This window comes from Streptomyces sp. NPDC048606, assembly GCF_040650855.1.
Classification (GTDB): Bacteria; Actinomycetota; Actinomycetes; order Streptomycetales; family Streptomycetaceae; genus Streptomyces.
The window spans coordinates 39,375-55,531 of the sequence record NZ_JBEZIB010000001.1 but is presented as its reverse complement, the minus strand read 5'-3'; the positions used below and the strand labels follow the sequence as shown (position 1 = coordinate 55,531).

The window sequence follows — 16,157 nt, the reverse complement described above, 5'->3', positions numbered from 1 at the left end:
CGGGTGCGGGGTCGTGGGCGGGGCCGTGCGCGGGTGCGGTGGGAGGTCCGTGCCGTGACAGGAGGCCGGAGGGGTGGCAGGATCGCGCGCATGTTCCGCATACCTCCCCGTTTCGGCCGGCGCCGCGTCCTCCAGGGCTTGGCCGCCGTGCTGGTGGTGCTCGCGGGGCTCCTGTGGTGGCTGAAGCCCTTCGGTGAGCGGGAGCTCACCGGTGACCTGACCTTCAGCACCGGTGTGCGTACGGGCGTCTACCACCGCTACGGCCAGCTGCTGGAGCAGGCGCTCGCCCAGGACATGCCGGAGGTCCGGGTCCGGCTGGAGACCAGCGAGGGCTCGCAGCAGAACCTCCAGCGGGTCGCGGCCGGTGAGGCGGATTTCACGGTGGCGACGGCGGACGCGGTCGGCAAGTACCGGGCCGACGGCAAGCCGGGCGCGGACCGGCTGCGCGGTTGCGCGCGGCTGTACGACGACTACGTGCAGCTGGTGGTGCCCGCCGGGTCCGCGGTGCAGTCGGCCCACGACCTGCGCGGCAAGCGGGTCGCGGTGGGTCAGGAGGGGTCGGGCGTCCGGTTGATCTCGGAGCGGCTGCTCAAGGCGGCCAAGCTGGACCCCGTACGGGACGTCACCGCGGTGGGCATCGGGATCGACACCATGCCGGCGGAGCTGGAGGCGGGCCGCATCGACGCCTTCTTCTGGTCCGGGGGGCTCCCGACGAACGCGGTGCGCGAGCTGTCGGAGCGCTTCGACATCCGGCTCGTCCAGCTCGGCGACCTGTTGGAGCGGCTCCAGGCCAGCGGCAGTCCGGCCCGCTACTACCGGGCCGCGGTGATGCCGCAGGACGCCTACGCGCGGGCCCGCAACACCTCGGCGGTGGCCACGGTGGCAGTTCCGAACCTGCTGGTCACGCGGGAGGACACCGGGGCGGAGCTGACGGAGCGGTTCACGCGGACGGTGATCCTGAGCCGGGACCGGATCGGGCACGAGGTGCACGCGGCGCAGCTGGTGGACCTGCGGACGGCGATCTACACCGATCCGCTGGACCTGCACGAGGGCGCGCGGCGCTACTACCGCTCGGTCAAGCCGTAGGGCCCGTCGGCCTCGGCCCGGCCTGCAGCATCATGGCGGCGGCGGCCGCGCCGATGAGTCCGGCGTCGGTGCCGAGGGCGGCCGGGACCACCTTGACGCCGCGGGCGAAGGACAGGGTGGCGTAGGCGGCCAGGTGCCGGCGGATCGGCCGGAAGAGGGTGTCCCCGCAGGCGGCGACCCCGCCGCCGATGACCGCCACGTCGGTCTCGACGAGGGTGGCGGTGGCCGCGATGGCGGCGGCCAGGGCGCGTCCCGCGCGGTCGAAGGCGGCCAGGGCGACCGGGTCGCCCGCCTCGGCGGCGGCCGCGACGCCGGCGGCCGTGGGGTCGGGGCCGGTCCAGTTCCGTTCGCGGGCCCAGCGGGCGATGGCGGTGCCGGAGGCCAGGGATTCGACGCAGCCGTGGCCCCCGCAGACGCAGGGGTCCCCGTCGACGGCGACGCTGATGTGACCGATGTGGCCCGCATTGCCGGTGGGGCCGGTGTGGAGGCGGCCTCCGATGATCAGGCCGCCGCCGACGCCGGTGGAGACGACCATGCACAGGGCGTTGTCGTGGCCGCGCGCCGCTCCGAGCCAGTGTTCGGCGGCCGTCATGGCGACCCCGTCGCCCGCGAGGACGGTGGGGATCCGGGCGCCGCGGGCGCTCAGTTCGGCGGCGACGCGGGCCTGGACGGGGAAGCCGCGCCAGGCGGCGATGTTGACGGGGCTGACCGTGCCCAGGGAGGTGTCGACGGGGCCGGCGCTGCCGATGCCGCAGCGTACGGCCCGCTCCCACAGGGGGTCCTCGGCGAGGTCGGCGATCACTTCGGTGACGGCCGCCATGACGCCCTCGGCGTCCGTGCCGCGCGGGGTGGGGCGGCGGGTGGCGGCGGTCAGGGTGCCGTCGGGGTGGACGAGCGCGCCCGCGATCTTCGTGCCGCCGATGTCGATCGCCACCGTCGGGCCGGTGGCCGCGGTCGCGACGGCTCCGGCGCGCGGCACGGGGAAGGCTGAGGTGGGAGTGGTCACGGTGGCGCTCCTGAAAGGGGTCGGATTTCAGTATGCGGCCGGGGGCGGGGCCGTACTCTCGCGGGGCTCCAGCCGGGGCGGCTCGCTCTCGCGGGTGCGGGGCGCTCCCCCGGCGAGGAGGGCGAGGAGCTCCTCGGCCGCGAGCCGGCCGAAGGCGGCCGTGTCGCGGACCAGGGCGGTCAGCCGCGGGTGGGTGACCCGGCACAGGGGCGAGTCGTCCCAGGCGACGACGGAGAGCCGGCCGGGCACGGGGATGCCGAGTTCGGCGGCCACCGCGCTGCCGGCGACGGCCATCACGTCGTTGTCGTAGATCAGGGCGGTGGGCGGCTCCGGTTCGGCGAGGACGCGGCGGGTGGCGGCGGCCCCCTCGGTGTCGGAGTAGTCGGTGGGGACCGAGCGCACCCGGGCGGCGGGCAGGCCGAGTCGGGCGGCCTCCTCGCGCAGCGAGGCGACGCGGCGGTCGGTGTGCGCGAGGCCGGGCAGGCCCGCGATGTGGGTGATGCGGCGGTGGCCGAGGGCATGGAGGTGTGCGAGTACGTCGGCCATGGCGCGGGCGTCGTCGGAGCGGACGGCGGAGAGCCCGCCGCCCGCGCCGGGCGCGGGCGGCGCGGGCGGGTCGGCCGCCCTTTCGGACCCGGGCGCCGTGACGAACGGCGGGGCGTCGGCGGACGCGGGCGCGGAGGCCGGGGCGGGGGCCGCGGCGGGCCCGGGAGCCGCGGCCGGCGCGGTTTCGCTGCCCGGTGGGGGTGCCTGGCCGCCGACCAGTACGGCGGGCAGCCCCAGACGGGCCAGCAGTTCCGGGCGCGGGTCGTTCGTACGCGGGTCCACGAGGAGGACCCCGTCGACGCGCCGCTCGGCCCACCACCGGCGGTGGACGACGCATTCGGCGTCGACGTCCTCGACCACCTGGAAGAGGAGGGCGATCCCGGCGGCCGCGAGCACCTCCTGGATCCCGGAGACCAGTCGCAGGAAGAAGGACTCGACGCCCAGGGTGTGCGCGGGCCGGGCCAGGACGAGCCCGACGGCACCCGAGCGTTCGCCGGACAGGGCGCGGGCGGCGCTGTTGGGGAGCCAGCCCAGTTCCTCGGCGACGCCGCGGATCCGGGCGCGGGTGGCCTCGGACACCCCCGGACGGCCGTTCAGCGCGAAGGACACCGCGCTCTCGGACACCCCGGCCCGGCGGGCGATGTCCTTGATAGTGGGTCTGCGGGCCATGCCTGCCTCATCCCTCGGTCCCTCGGTGCCGCGCACTGCGATGGGCAGACCGTACGCGACACCGGCCTGGAAGATGACCGGAATGCCGCTGCCCATTCACGCGTACGCCCTGGTCGGACCGGTTCACTAAACCGCATTAGTCCACCCGGTGTGACCATAAGGGACCCCCGCCCCGACCGGACTGAAGCGCATAAGTGCCGGTGGACCGCCCACGGTCCCTCGGCCCTCGATTTCGAACGGCGAGGGCCCTGTTGACTCCCCCTCGGAAGAGCGGCAGTTTATGGGCACCCGGTGAATTCCACTGAACTCCAGGACCTTTCATGCCCCGTGCCGCCCGCACCCTCCGATTCGGCGTGAATTACACCCCGAGCCGGGGCTGGTTCCACCACTGGCTGGACTTCGACCTCGACGAGGTGCGGGCCGACCTCGACTCGATCGCCGCGCTCGGCCTCGACCACGTCCGGGTGTTCCCGTTGTGGCCGCTGTTCCAGCCCAACCGGACGCTGATCCGGCCGCGCGCCGTCGAGCAGTTGGTCGCGCTCGCCGACGCCGCCGCCGAACGCGGCCTCGACGTGGCCGTCGACGGGCTCCAGGGGCACCTGTCGAGCTTCGACTTCCTCCCCTCCTGGATCACGACCTGGCACCGGCGCGACCTCTACACCGATCCGGACGTGGTGGCCGCGCAGGAGGAGTACCTGCGCACGCTGGCCGCCGCCCTCGCCGACCGGCCCCACTTCCTCGGCATGACCGTCGGCAACGAGATCAACCAGTTCTCCGGCCCTCCCCACCCCGACCCGTACCGCGTCTCCCCGGCCGGCGCGGCGCGCTGGCTGGAGCGGATGCTCGCCGCCTGCGAGAAGGGCGCTCCGGGCCGGCTGCACGTGCACGCCGAGTACGACGCCGCCTGGTACCGCGACGACCACCCCTTCACCCCCGCCCAGGCGGCGCGCTCGGGCGCGGCCACCGCCGTGCACTCATGGGTGTTCAACGGCACCGCCCAGCGCCACGGCCGGAGCGGGACGGCCACCGAGCACCACGCCGCGTACCTGATCGAGCTGTCCAAGGCCTGGGCCACGGATCCCCACCGCCCGGTGTGGCTCCAGGAGGTCGGGGCGCCCGCGCCGCTGATCGGGCCCGAGCACGCGGCGCGGTTCACCGAGGCCACCGTCGCCTGCGCGCTGGACTGCGCGGACGTGTGGGGGGTGACCTGGTGGTGCTCGCACGACGTGTCCCGCGAGCTGGCGGACTTCCCCGAGCTGGAGTACGGGCTCGGGCTGCTCACCAACGCCCGCCGGGTCAAGCCCGCCGGCGCCGTCCTGGCCGGAATCGCCGACTCCTGGCGGCATCGGGAGCACCGGCCCGCCGTACGGACCACCGCGCTCGCCCTCGACGTCGGCGGGGCCGAGGAGGCCCCGGGGCGGTCGGTGTGCGCGCCGGGCGGGGCGTTCTTCGAGGCGTGGGCCGCGCTGACGGAGCGCGGGGAGCGCCCGGCCGTGGTCCTGGAGGAGCTGGCCGGGGACGCGGCCCATCTGTCCGCGCGCGGCATCACCGAGGTCCTGCGCGTGCACGACGTCCCGTGAACCCGTGCCGACGCGACCGCCCCGACGGGACCCGGCACGACCCGACCCTGCGCGACCCGACCCGAGGCCATCCCGACCCCCGCGTGAGGAGCCCGCATGTCCGAGACCGGCGCAGGCGCCGATCCCCGTACGCCCGCCCCGCACCCGTCCCCGTCCCCGCACCCGTCCCCGTCACCGTCACCGTCACCGTCACCGATACCCGAACCGCTCCGGCCGGGCCGGCGGGCGGTGCTGACCGCCGGGGTCGCCGGGGCCGGGGCGGTCCTGCTCCCGCCCGCGCCGGCGAGGGCCGCGCCGCCGGGCCCCGGCCCGTCCGGCGGGGCGTCGGGCGGCCCGGCCACGAGGGGCCCGGCGGGCGCCGCGGCCCCGTCCGGCCTCGCCCCGTACGCCTCCTACTGGTTCCCGGACTCGCTCCCACACGGCGAGCCCGGGCCCGGCATCGTGTGGCGCTCCCTGAAGGCCTGGACCCCGGGTGCGGATCCGGACCTGGCCCACAACACCGCGACCGTGCCCCTCGCGCCCCGGTTCACGCCCGTCCCGCCGAACCGCGACGCCCGCGCGGACCGGGCGCGCGTCTCGGCGCTCGTCTCCTTCGGGCCGACCTCCGCCAACCCCTCGCAGGGTTCGGCGACCGCCGACCACTACGCCCTGACGCACTGGGCGTACCTCGACGAGCTGGTGTTCTGGGGCGGGTCCTCCGGTGAGGGCATCGTCCTCGCGCCGAACGCCCCGGTCGTCGACGCCGCCCACCGACACGGGGTGCCGGTCCTCGGCAACGTCTTCCTGCCGCCCGTCGCCTACGGGGGTGACCTGCGCTGGACCCGGGATCTCGTGCAGCGGGACCCGGCGGGCGGCTTCCCGCTCGCGGAGCGCCTCGTCGAGGTGGCGCGGACGTACGGGTTCGACGGGTGGTTCGTCAACGCGGAGACGGACGGCGGCGACAGCGCCCTGGCGCGCGACATGCGGGAGTTCCTGAAGGCGCTGCGGCTGCTGGGAGCCCCGCACGGGTTGCGCGTGACCTGGTACGACGCCATGAACAGCACCGGGCGGGTCGGCTGGCAGGGCGCCCTCAACGCGCTCAACCAGGAGTTCTTCGAGGACCGGGCGGGCCCGGTCGCGGACACCCTGTTCGTCGACTTCCGCTGGTCGGCGGCCTCGCTCGACTCCTCCGGCGCGCTCGCCGAGCGGCTGGGCCGCTCCCGGTACGCGCTGTGGGCGGCGGTCGACCTGGAGTCCGCCGGCTGGGACTCCCCGGTGCGCTGGGACGCGATCGTCCCGCGCGGGCGGGAGCACGTCGTCAGCCTCGGCTTCTACCGGCCCGAGTGGACCCGCAACCACCTCGCCGACCGCTCCCCCGGCGCCTTCCACCGCGCCGACGACCGGCTCTGGACGGGCGAGTCGCTCGACCCGGCGCGGCCCGCGCCCGGGGCCCGTTGGCGGGCGCCCGCGACGGTGGTGGCCGACCGGTCCACGGTCGGGTCCCTGCCCTTCGGCTGTTCCTTCAACACCGGGCACGGGCTGCGCTGGTACGACGGCGGCCGGGTGGTCTCGGAGGCGCCGTGGAACCACCTCGGGCTCCAGGACCGGCTCCCGGGCCGGCGCTGGGCGGTGGAGAGCGCCGGTTCGCGCCCGGAGGTCACCCTGGACTTCGCGGACGCGTGGCGCGGTGGTTCGAGCCTGCTGGTGTCCGGGGCCCTGACCGCCCCGGCGACGGTGGCGCTGCACGCGACGCGGCTGCCGCTGACCCGTGCCACGGTCGCGGAACTGGTCCACCGGCCCGGGTCGCGGCCGGGGCCCGGCTGCGTCGAGCTGGGGGTCGCGACGAGCGAGCCCGCCGCCCCGGGCGAGCCGGTGGCGTACGCGTGGTTCGCCGCGCCGCCGGGCGGTGGCTCCGGCTGGCGGACCTCGCGGATCCCGCTCGCGCCGCTGGCCGGGAGGACGGCGTACGCGCTCGCCGTACGGATCACCGCGCCCGGGAAGGAGCCGGTGTCCTGGCGGCTCGGGGCCCTGACGGTACGCGACACCACCGCCGGACGGCGCCCGGCCCCGCCCCCGCACCTGGAGGTGGGCGCCCACGCCCGGCGGGACGAGGAGGTCGAGCTGAGGCTGTCGTGGGGGCGCGCGCCGGGCCCGGTGCGCCACTACGAGCTCCACCGCGTGCTCCCCGACGGCGCCCGCCGCTTCCTCGGCGGCACCTGCGGTACGGCGCTGTACCTGCCCTCCGTGCGCCGCGCGGGCCGGGAGCAGGTGACGGTCTTCGAGCTGCGGGCGGTCGACGAGGTCTACGCCGCCTCCGCCCCGGCCCGCACCACGTTCCGCTGGTAGCCGGGGCCGCCGGCCACGTGCGCCCGGCCGCGTCGGCCGGCGGTCAGCCCTGGGCGGTGTCGGCCTGCGGGTCGGTGCGGGGCACGGCCACGGTCACGCGCAGCCCGTGCGGCGGGTTCGTCTCGTAGGAGAGGGATCCGCCGCCGGCGGCGAGCAGGGCGCGGGAGATGGACAGGCCGAGCCCGGAGCCCTTGATGTTCTGGTGGCGTCCGCTGCGCCAGAACCGGTCGCCGACCCGGTGGAGTTCCTCCTCGGTGAGGCCGGGTCCGCGGTCGGCGACGACGACGAGGGCGCTGCGTCCGGCCGCCGACACGGAGACCTCGACCTCCTCGCCGGCCGGGGTGAACTTCAGGGCGTTGTCGATGACGGCGTCGAGGGCGCTGGACAGGGCGATGGGGTCGGCCCAGCCGGTGACGGCGGAGCGGCCGGACCCGGTGAGGCGTACGCCCTTCTCCTCGGCGTACGGGCGCCAGGCGTCGACCCGTTCCCCGGCGAGGGCGCCGATGTCGGTGAGGCTGATCTCGGCGGAGGCGTGTTCGGCCAGCGCCAGGTCGAGGAGGTCGTCGAGGACCTGGGCGAGGCGTTTGCCCTCGGTGCGCACCGAGGCGATCTCCTCGTTGCCCTCGGGGAGTTCGAGGGCGAGGAGTTCGATGCGCAGGAGCAGTGCGGCGAGCGGGTTGCGCAGTTGGTGGGAGGCGTCGGCGACGAACGCCCGCTGCTGTTCCAGTACCTCTTCGACGTTGTCGGCCATCTCGTTGAACGAACGGGCCAGGCGTCGCAGTTCCGGGGGGCCTCCGGAGGCGGCGACGCGGGAGTTCATGCGGCCGGTGGCGATGCCGTGGGCGGCGGCGTCCAGGGTGCCGACGGGCTTGAGGACCCAGCTGGTCAGGCGCAGGGCGGCGCCGAAGGCGAGCAGCATGGCGGCGGCCAGCCCGCCGGCGATGATCAGCCAGCCGCGCAGGATGCGTTCGCGCATCAGGTCGGTGGGTGATTCGGTGGCGACGACGGCGACGACGTCGCCGTCCAGGACGACGGGGGAGGCGACGAGGAGCTTGCCGTGGGTCTGCCAGGGCCAGACCTGGCCGGGGTCGTGGCTGCGCCGGCCGGCGAGGGCCTCCTGGTAGGCCCGGTGGCCCTCGCCGGACTCGGGCAGCTGCCACCAGCCGGGGGCGCGGGCCATGGCGTTCTCGTCGCGGCCGAAGATGCCGACGCGGATGCCGTACAGCTCCTGGTAGCGGGCGAGTTCGAGTTGGAGGGTGGCGAGGCGTTCGTCGGCTCCGGTGGCGCCGGAGCCCTCGGCGTCGATGACGAACTGGGCGAGGGCGGCGAAGCGGGCGCTGTCGTCGATGCGGTCGACGACGACCCTCTGTTGTTGGGCGGCGGCCAGGCTGACGGCGAGCGGGAAGCCCAGCGCGAGCAGGACCCCCGCCATCAGGATGACGAGGAGGGGGAGCAGCCGGGCGCGCACGGCGGGTCCCCGCTAGGGCGCGGCCGGGGTGACGAGCCGGTAGCCCACCCCGCGGACGGTCTCGACGAGGGCGGGCATGCCCAGCTTGGAGCGCAGTGAGGCGACGTGCACCTCCAGGGTGCGGCCGGTGCCCTCCCAGCTGGTGCGCCAGACCTCGCTGATGATCTGTTCGCGGCGGAAGACGACGCCGGGCCGCTGGGCGAGCAGGGCCAGCAGGTCGAACTCCTTGCGGGTGAGCTGGACGTCCTTGCCGTGCACGCTGACGCGGCGGGTGGGCAGCTCGATGTCGACGGGGCCGAGCCGTACGAGGGCGGGGGCCGTGGCGGTGGCGCCGGAGCCGGGGCCGGTGGTCTCGTCGGCGGCGGGCCCGGTGCGCCGGGCGACGGCGTGGATGCGGGCGAGGAGCTCGCCGGTGTCGTAGGGCTTGACGACGTAGTCGTCGGCGCCCATGTTCAGGCCGTGGATGCGCGAGCGGACGTCGCCGCGGGCCGTGACCATGATCACGGGGGTGCTGGTGCGCTTGCGGATCTTGCCGCAGACCTCGTACCCGTCCTGGTCGGGCAGGCCGAGGTCGAGCAGGATCACGCCGAAGGGGGTGACCTGGGGGGTGTCGGCCGGCAGGAGCGCCTGGAGGGCCTCCTCGCCGTTGCGGGCGTGCGTCACCCGGAAGCCGTGCCGGGCGAGGATCGCGGACAGGGCGGCGGCGACGTGGTCGTCGTCCTCGACGAGCAGCAGTCTCACAGCGGTCCCCTTTCCTGTTCTCGGCGCCGGGACGGGGCGTGGCCCACGGAGCACGACCCACGACGGGCCACCCTGCATCCACGCCCATGGAGAGTGTCACGTCAAGGGGGTTCCGGCCCGGTCGGTCTTCCGTTATGCACCCGGTACGCGTACATCGTGCACCAGTCGGGGACCGCGCACGGAGCGTATACGGCCGAGGCCGTTTCGTTATGCTCAATTCTCCCTCAGATGTGGTGACGGTGTGCGCGCGTCGTCACTACTGTCCTCCCAACCGACGGAGGACGGAGCAAGAAGCCGATGAGCGGAGTATCAGTGACCAAGGACGTGCAGGACGCGGCCGGTGCCGCGGACGGCCTGGTCGTACTGAGCAACGTCAACAAGCACTTCGGCGCGCTGCACGTGCTTCAGGACATCGATCTGAGCATTGCCCGCGGTGAGGTCGTCGTTGTGATCGGTCCCTCGGGATCGGGCAAGTCCACGCTGTGCCGGACGATCAACCGTCTGGAGACGATCGACTCGGGCAGCATCACGCTGGACGGGAAGCCGCTGCCGGCGGAGGGCAAGGAACTGGCCCGGCTGCGTGCCGACGTGGGCATGGTCTTCCAGTCCTTCAACCTGTTCGCGCACAAGACGGTGCTGCAGAACGTGATGCTGGGTCAGCTCAAGGTCCGCAAGACGGACCCGGCGACGGCCACGGAGAAGGCGAAGTCGCTGCTGGACCGGGTGGGTGTCGGCTCGCAGGCCGACAAGTACCCGGCGCAGCTGTCCGGTGGCCAGCAGCAGCGCGTGGCGATCGCCCGCGCGTTGGCGATGGACCCGAAGGTGATGCTCTTCGACGAGCCCACCTCGGCGCTGGACCCGGAGATGATCAACGAGGTGCTGGAGGTCATGCAGCAGCTCGCGGCCGAGGGCATGACGATGGTCGTCGTCACGCACGAGATGGGCTTCGCCCGCTCGGCGGCCAACCGCGTCGTCTTCATGGCCGACGGCAAGATCGTCGAACAGGCCACTCCCGAGCAGTTCTTCAGCAACCCGCGCAGTGACCGCGCCAAGGACTTCCTTTCGAAGATCCTGCACCACTGACGCTCTCGTCTGGTAGTGATCCGGTCGACAGAGCACGCCGTCGCGCACGACGGGCCCCGCTCGTCGTTCAACAACGTCTCACCCGAGGGAAGTTCACCATGAAGGTTTCCAAGGTCGGTGCGGCCGTCGCCGCGGCCGTCGTCCTCGCCATGACCGCGACCGCCTGTGGCGGCGGCAGCGACAAGGCCGCCTCCGACGCCGGCCCGTCGGGCGGCGGCGGCAAGGACAAGGTCGTCATCGGCATCAAGTTCGACCAGCCCGGCCTGGGCCTGAAGACGCCGGACGGCAAGTACACGGGCTTCGACGTCGACGTGGCCACGTACGTGGCCAAGGAGCTCGGCTACCAGCCGGACCAGATCGAGTGGAAGCAGGCCGTCAGCGCCGAGCGCGAGAACCTGATCGCCAACGGTGACGTGAAGTTCATCGTCGCCACCTACTCGATCAACGACAAGCGCAAGGCGAAGGTCGACTTCGCCGGCCCGTACTTCCTGGCCCACCAGGACCTGCTGGTCCGCGCGGACGACTCGAGCATCACCAAGGTCGAGGACCTCAACAAGAAGAAGCTCTGCTCCGTCACCGGCTCCACCTCGGCGCAGAACATCAAGAAGGACCTGGCCAAGGAAGCCGACCTCCAGGAGCTCCCGGGCTACTCCGAGTGCCTGACCGGCCTGGAGAACAAGTCCATCGACGCCCTGACCACGGACAACTCCATCCTGGCCGGCTACGCGGCGCAGGAGAAGAACAAGGGCAAGTTCAAGCTCGTCGGCCTGAACATGAGCAACGAGAACTACGGCATCGGTCTGAAGAAGGGCGACAAGGACCTTCAGACCAAGATCAACGCCGCGCTCAAGAAGATGGTCTCGGACGGCTCGTGGGAAGCGGCCGTGAAGAAGAACCTGGGCCCGGCCGACTACAAGAACGAGCCTGCCCCGCAGATCACCGAAGGCAGCTGATTTCCCGGTGAGGTGCGCCGCCCCCCGCCCACCGCGGGCGGCGGCGCACCTCACCGGCCATCCTGGGGAGAGCGCAGGGCATCGTGTTCGATTTTCTTGATTCCGGGCAGTACGACGTGCTCGGAGCCTTCTGGGTGACGGTTCAGCTCACCCTCTACTCGGCGGTCGGGTCGCTCATATGGGGCACCGTCCTGGCCGGGATGCGGGTCAGCCCGGTCCCGCTGATGCGGGGCTTCGGCACCGCCTACGTCAACCTGGTGCGCAACACCCCGTTGACCGTGCTGATCATCGCCTGCTCCCTGGGTCTGAGCCAGACCCTCGGCATCAACATGGGCGGCGAGACCTTCAAGGAGACCGGCTTCCGCCTCGCGGTGTTCGGCCTGATCGCCTACACCGGCACCTTCGTCTGCGAGGCCCTGCGCTCGGGCATCAACACCGTGCCGGTCGGCCAGGCGGAGGCGGCGCGCGCCCTGGGGCTGAGCTTCTTCCAGGTGCTCACCCTGATCGTGCTCCCCCAGGCCTTCCGGGCGGTCATCGCACCGCTCGCCAACGTACTGATCGCACTCACCAAGAACACCACGGTGGCGGCGGCCATCGGCGTGGCCGAGGCGGCCCTGCTGATGAAGGAAATGATCGAGAACGAGGCCGACGCGCTCTTCGCCGTCTTCGGGATCTTCGCCCTCGGTTTCTGTCTGCTGACCCTGCCCACCGGTCTGCTGCTGGGCTGGGTGGCCAAGCGAGTGGCGGTGAAGCGATGAGTTCCGTGCTGTACGACACCCCGGGCCCCAAGGCCAAGGCCCGCAACTGGATATACAGCGGCGCGTTCGTCGTGCTGTTCGGGCTGGTCCTGTGGTGGGCGCTGTCCCTGATGGCCGAGAAGGGCCAGCTCGCCGCCGACAAGTGGTCCCCCTTCGTCACCGACGGCCAGATCTGGACCACCTTCCTCATCCCCGGCCTGCTGGAGACCCTCAAGGCCGGCGTGATCGCCATGGTCATCGCCCTGCCGCTGGGCGCGCTGCTCGGCATGGGACGGCTCTCCGACCACGCCTGGGTGCGGGGTCCGGTCGGCGCGTTCGTCGAGTTCTTCCGCGCCATCCCGGTGCTGATGCTGATGCTGTTCGGCAGCGCCTTCTTCGTGCAGTTCACGCCCGTCACCTCCGACGTGCGCCCCCTGTACGCCGTGGTGACCGGCCTCGTCCTCTACAACGCCTCGGTCATCGCCGAGATCGTCCGGGCGGGCGTGCTCTCCCTGCCGCGCGGCCAGACCGACGCGGCCAAGGCGATCGGCATGCGCAAGGGCCAGACCATGGTCCACGTGCTCATTCCGCAGGCCGTCACGGCGATGCTGCCCGCCCTGGTCAGCCAGCTCGTGGTCATCCTCAAGGACACGGCCCTCGGCGGTTCGCTGCTCGGCCTCGCCGAACTGCTCTCGATGAACCGGCAGATCTCGGCGAACTACAGCAACACGATCGCGACCCTCGTCGTGATCTCGCTGATCTACATCGCGGTGAACTTCGCCCTCACCACCTTCGCCTCCTGGATGGAGCGCAGGCTGCGCAGGTCGAAGAAGGGCTCCGGCACGGTGGACGGCGCGGCGCGGGTCGACGACCTGGCCACGGGCGCCGCGGCGACCGGCGCCTGAGTCGGGCCGGGGGCCCCTCGGTCCCCGCCGCCTGAGCTCCGGCCCTCCCGTCCGGGGGCCGAAGGGGCTGACGTAGAGTCAGTCGTCGTGCGTGACCCGTGTGGTGCGGCGGATTCCTCCGCCGCACCACACGTCGTCCCACCACACGCCGTCCTCCCGACCGGGGTCACTTGACGCGGGCACCTTCAGTGGGTTGCATACGTTCTGTGATCACATACCGGACATCGGGAGCCGCATCATGGACCCGGTGATCGTCGTCGGCGCGGGTCCCGTCGGGCTGTCCCTGGCCCTCGCCCTGGCCGGCCACGGCGTGCCCAGCGTCCTGCTCGACGAAGGGCCCGGCAAGGAGGAACCCCGGCCCGCCCGTTCCGTCGTCCTGCACGCCGACACCGCCGCCATGGCACACCGGCTCGGATGTACGACGCTGCGCGACGAAGGCGTGCCCTACGCCGCCTGGCGCACCCTGCGGCGCCGCCAGGAGAGCGGGCGCGTCACCTTCGACGACCGCCCCGCGCCCCTGCACCTGCCGCAGCACGCCCTGACGCGCGGGCTGCGCGACGCCGCGGGAGCCGAGCCGCTCGTCCGGCTGGTCACCGACCACAAGCTGGAGTCCCTGGAGCAGGACGGTCGCGGCGTCACCGCGCACTCCCGGGGGCCCGGCGCCACCCGATGGCGCGGCAGCCACCTGGTCGGCTGCGACGGGGCCCGCTCCACCGTGCGCAAGCTCCTCGGCATCCGCTTCCCGGGCCGGACCGCGGTGGAACGCCACGCCGTGGCCGCCCTGCGCGCCGAACTGCCCTGGCCGGGCGAGGCGTTGCTGCACCGCAACCCGCCCTCGGGCCCCGCGGAGATCACCGCCCGGCCGCTGCCCGACGGGGTGTGGCGCCTGGACTGGCTGCTGCCCGCGCGCGGGGAACTCGTCACGCCCGACGCGCTGGTCCTCCTCATCCGCGACACCCTGGCGGGCTGGTGCGGGGGCACGACTCCCCCGTACGACCTCATCGACACCGGCGTGCACACCCTCCACCACCGCCTCGCCCGACGCTGGCGCGACGGCCGGGCCTTCCTCGCCGGGGACGCCGCGCACCTGCTGGGCGCGCTCGGCACCCAGGGCGTCGAGGAGGGGCTGCGCGACGCGGAGAACCTCGCCTGGAAGCTGGCCCTGGACTGGCACCAGGGCGCCTCCGAGGCCCTGCTCGACAGCTACGAGGACGAACGCCGCACCGCCGTGGCCGCCCGGCTGCGCGCCGCCGACCAGGCCATGCCCGCCCTGCGCGGCGGCAGCGGCCTGCGCGGCCTGCTGCCGGGGTCGGCCCGTTCCGCCGAGACCCTGCTCACCGACGGCCACCTGGGGCGGGGCCCGCTGGGCGCCGAGCCCGTGTACGCCCCGCCGGTGGCCGTCCGCGAGGTCCCGACGGCCACGGAGCCCGGCGGTCCGGTGGTCGACGTCCCCGTGACCGCGCCCGACGGGGCCACCGTCCCGCTGCGCGACATGCTGGGCCGGGGCCGCCTGCTGGTGCTGCTCGTCGCCCCCGGCACGGGGGTGTGGGACCGGCGGCACTGGGTGGGCGCCGGGTTGATGCCCCGGCTCGCGGCGGCGGTCACCGCCCTGCCGGTGCCGGCGGAGCTGCTGGTCGCCGACGACTACCCGGGCGCCCCCGCGCACACCGTGCTGCTCGTCCGGCCCGACGGGCACCTGGCGGCCACCTTCGCGGGCGTGCGCCCGGCGGAGCTGTACGAGGCCGCCGACGCGGTCCGGGCCGGGGCCCCCGAGCGGGCCGACACCCCGGGCGGGCGGGGCGGCCCGGAGCGGGCCGGCGGGCCCCGCACGGCGGACTCCCCCTCCACCGCGCCCACAGTGGTGATCGATTGACGCTCACGGGGAGTCGTGGTTCACTCGCCGACATGACCGGCAACGACGTACGCCTGTGGCGGAGGGTCCATATGGACCTGCTCCGCTACGCGGGCTGCGTGTGTCGCCCTTCCTGCTGACTCGCCTTCCCTCCGCGCGCCCGTGTGCCCCCTCGCGGCCCGGCGCGCCCTTCGCGAACCCAGGACGGTCATCCCATGTCTGCGCCCGCATCGACGCACGCCCCCGCCCCGAAGCACACGGCACCCGCTCACCTTCCCGCCCCCGGCCGTACGCCCGGCGCCCCGACGGCCGCCGAACTCCTCGACTTCGCCCTGCGCACCGCCGCCGACCCGGCGGTCGTGGACTCCCTGCCCCTCGACCCCGAGGGCCGCACCTGGATCCGGCTGGACGGCCCCGGCGGCAGTGAGGCCTGGCTGATCGGCTGGCCCCCCGGCGCGGGCACCGGCTGGCACGACCACGCCGAGTCGCGGGGCGCGTTCGCCACCGCGCGGGGCCGGCTCACCGAGCGGTCCCTGAGCGTACGACTGCCCTCGGAGGGCTGGCAGTCGCTGGAGCTGGCCCCGGACGTGGACCGCACGCGCGGCCTCGACGCGGGCGTCGGCCGGGCCTTCGCCGAGCACCACGTCCACGAGGTGCTCAACGAGTCCCCCTCCGAGCACGCGATCTCCGTGCACGCGTACTACCCGCCGCTCCCCCTGATCCGCCGGTACGGCCGCAGCGGACCGGTCCTCACCCTGGAGCACGTCGAGCGCCCGGCGGACTGGCAGTGAGCGCCCCCGGCGTCGGCATCGACGAGCTGCTGGAGCGGATCCGCGAGGGCTACACCCGCGTCGGTCCGCAGGAGGCCTACGACGCCTTCCTGGGCGGGGCCCTGCTGGTCGACATCCGCTACCAGGCGCTGCGGGAACGGGACGGGCTCATCCCCGGCGCGGTGGTCATCGAGCGCAACGAGCTGGAGTGGCGCCTGGACCCCCGGGGTTCGCACCGCATCCCGCAGGCCTCGGACCACGAGCTGCGGGTCGTCGTGATCTGCAACGAGGGCTACGCCTCCACCCTGGCGGCGGCCTCCCTGCACGCGCTGGGGCTGCGCCGCGCGACGGACCTCACCGGCGGGTTCCAGGCCTGGCGGAACGCGGCCCTGCCCACCACCCCGCCCGTCGGCACGACGGCGTAGCCGCGTCGGGC

At 73.8% G+C, this 16,157-nt stretch carries 15 protein-coding genes; 11 read left to right on the top strand and 4 right to left on the bottom strand.

The annotated features are described in order from the left end of the window. Positions 1–90: 90 nt before the first annotated feature. Positions 91–1,086: a TAXI family TRAP transporter solute-binding subunit gene (locus AB0D01_RS00230; protein WP_363052490.1), complete on the top strand. Its 996-nt coding sequence runs from the start codon at positions 91–93 to the stop codon at positions 1,084–1,086. On the opposite strand, the gene AB0D01_RS00225 is transcribed toward AB0D01_RS00230, so the two are convergent. Further along, positions 1,076–2,020, bottom strand: coding sequence for an ROK family protein (locus AB0D01_RS00225; RefSeq protein ID WP_363053035.1), 945 nt, complete (start codon positions 2,018–2,020; stop codon positions 1,076–1,078). The two genes, AB0D01_RS00230 and AB0D01_RS00225, sit on opposite strands and share 11 nt — an antisense overlap. A 99-nt stretch (positions 2,021–2,119) precedes the next feature. Continuing rightward, entirely contained in the window at positions 2,120–3,307 is a 1,188-nt protein-coding gene (locus tag AB0D01_RS00220; RefSeq protein ID WP_363052488.1) for a LacI family DNA-binding transcriptional regulator, read from the bottom strand. A 320-nt stretch (positions 3,308–3,627) separates the two neighbouring features. Between AB0D01_RS00220 and AB0D01_RS00215 the strand changes: the two genes are divergently transcribed. Together AB0D01_RS00215 and AB0D01_RS00210 are read left to right on the top strand one after the other, a co-directional pair. Beyond that, complete coding sequence (locus AB0D01_RS00215) at positions 3,628–4,887, top strand: glycosyl hydrolase (protein ID WP_363052486.1); 1,260 nt, start codon at positions 3,628–3,630, stop codon at positions 4,885–4,887. 96 nt (positions 4,888–4,983) lie between these two features. Continuing rightward, positions 4,984–7,212 (top strand): endo-beta-N-acetylglucosaminidase, encoded by a 2,229-nt coding sequence (locus AB0D01_RS00210; RefSeq protein ID WP_363052484.1) that lies wholly within the window; start codon positions 4,984–4,986, stop codon positions 7,210–7,212. Positions 7,213–7,255: 43 nt separating this feature from the next. On the opposite strand, the gene AB0D01_RS00205 is transcribed toward AB0D01_RS00210, so the two are convergent. After that, complete coding sequence (locus tag AB0D01_RS00205; RefSeq protein WP_363052483.1) at positions 7,256–8,680, bottom strand: HAMP domain-containing sensor histidine kinase; 1,425 nt, start codon at positions 8,678–8,680, stop codon at positions 7,256–7,258. Between the two features lie 12 nt (positions 8,681–8,692). Then, entirely contained in the window at positions 8,693–9,421 is a 729-nt protein-coding gene (locus tag AB0D01_RS00200; RefSeq protein WP_363052481.1) for a response regulator transcription factor, read from the bottom strand. A gap of 297 nt (positions 9,422–9,718) precedes the next feature. On the opposite strand from AB0D01_RS00200, the gene AB0D01_RS00195 reads away from it, so the two are divergent. From AB0D01_RS00195 to AB0D01_RS00160, 8 genes are all read left to right on the top strand, one after another. Next, positions 9,719–10,504 carry an amino acid ABC transporter ATP-binding protein gene (locus tag AB0D01_RS00195; RefSeq protein WP_363052479.1) on the top strand — a complete coding sequence of 262 codons (786 nt, stop codon included), beginning with the start codon at positions 9,719–9,721 and terminating at the stop codon, positions 10,502–10,504. Positions 10,505–10,602: 98 nt separating this feature from the next. Beyond that, a complete protein-coding gene (locus AB0D01_RS00190) occupies positions 10,603–11,457 on the top strand; it encodes a glutamate ABC transporter substrate-binding protein (RefSeq protein WP_363052477.1) in 855 nt (284 codons plus the stop codon). 83 nt (positions 11,458–11,540) lie between these two features. Then, the gene (locus tag AB0D01_RS00185; RefSeq protein ID WP_363052475.1) at positions 11,541–12,215 is read left to right on the top strand and encodes an amino acid ABC transporter permease; all 675 of its coding nucleotides are present in this window, start codon (positions 11,541–11,543) and stop codon (positions 12,213–12,215) included. After that, positions 12,212–13,099: an amino acid ABC transporter permease gene (locus AB0D01_RS00180; RefSeq protein WP_363052473.1), complete on the top strand. Its 888-nt coding sequence runs from the start codon at positions 12,212–12,214 to the stop codon at positions 13,097–13,099. The genes AB0D01_RS00185 and AB0D01_RS00180 overlap by 4 nt, the downstream gene beginning before the upstream one ends. Positions 13,100–13,337: 238 nt before the next feature. Next, a complete protein-coding gene (locus AB0D01_RS00175; protein ID WP_363052471.1) occupies positions 13,338–14,972 on the top strand; it encodes an FAD-dependent monooxygenase in 1,635 nt (544 codons plus the stop codon). A 32-nt stretch (positions 14,973–15,004) separates the two neighbouring features. Further along, positions 15,005–15,091 (top strand): putative leader peptide, encoded by an 87-nt coding sequence (locus AB0D01_RS00170; protein ID WP_311318651.1) that lies wholly within the window; start codon positions 15,005–15,007, stop codon positions 15,089–15,091. A gap of 75 nt (positions 15,092–15,166) precedes the next feature. Beyond that, positions 15,167–15,742, top strand: coding sequence for a cysteine dioxygenase (locus AB0D01_RS00165; RefSeq protein ID WP_363052469.1), 576 nt, complete (start codon positions 15,167–15,169; stop codon positions 15,740–15,742). Beyond that, positions 15,739–16,146: a rhodanese-like domain-containing protein gene (locus AB0D01_RS00160; protein WP_363052467.1), complete on the top strand. Its 408-nt coding sequence runs from the start codon at positions 15,739–15,741 to the stop codon at positions 16,144–16,146. The genes AB0D01_RS00165 and AB0D01_RS00160 overlap by 4 nt, the downstream gene beginning before the upstream one ends. The last annotated feature ends 11 nt before the right edge of the window (positions 16,147–16,157 follow it).

Coding starts and splice junctions, on each gene's coding strand:
- AB0D01_RS00230 (WP_363052490.1), top strand. CDS start 91: ATGTTCCGCATACCTCCCCGTTTCGGCCGGCGCCGCGTCCTCCAGGGC.
- AB0D01_RS00220 (WP_363052488.1), bottom strand. CDS start 3,307: ATGGCCCGCAGACCCACTATCAAGGACATCGCCCGCCGGGCCGGGGTG.
- AB0D01_RS00215 (WP_363052486.1), top strand. CDS start 3,628: ATGCCCCGTGCCGCCCGCACCCTCCGATTCGGCGTGAATTACACCCCG.
- AB0D01_RS00210 (WP_363052484.1), top strand. CDS start 4,984: ATGTCCGAGACCGGCGCAGGCGCCGATCCCCGTACGCCCGCCCCGCAC.
- AB0D01_RS00195 (WP_363052479.1), top strand. CDS start 9,719: ATGAGCGGAGTATCAGTGACCAAGGACGTGCAGGACGCGGCCGGTGCC.
- AB0D01_RS00190 (WP_363052477.1), top strand. CDS start 10,603: ATGAAGGTTTCCAAGGTCGGTGCGGCCGTCGCCGCGGCCGTCGTCCTC.
- AB0D01_RS00180 (WP_363052473.1), top strand. CDS start 12,212: ATGAGTTCCGTGCTGTACGACACCCCGGGCCCCAAGGCCAAGGCCCGC.
- AB0D01_RS00175 (WP_363052471.1), top strand. CDS start 13,338: ATGGACCCGGTGATCGTCGTCGGCGCGGGTCCCGTCGGGCTGTCCCTG.
- AB0D01_RS00170 (WP_311318651.1), top strand. CDS start 15,005: ATGACCGGCAACGACGTACGCCTGTGGCGGAGGGTCCATATGGACCTG.
- AB0D01_RS00165 (WP_363052469.1), top strand. CDS start 15,167: ATGTCTGCGCCCGCATCGACGCACGCCCCCGCCCCGAAGCACACGGCA.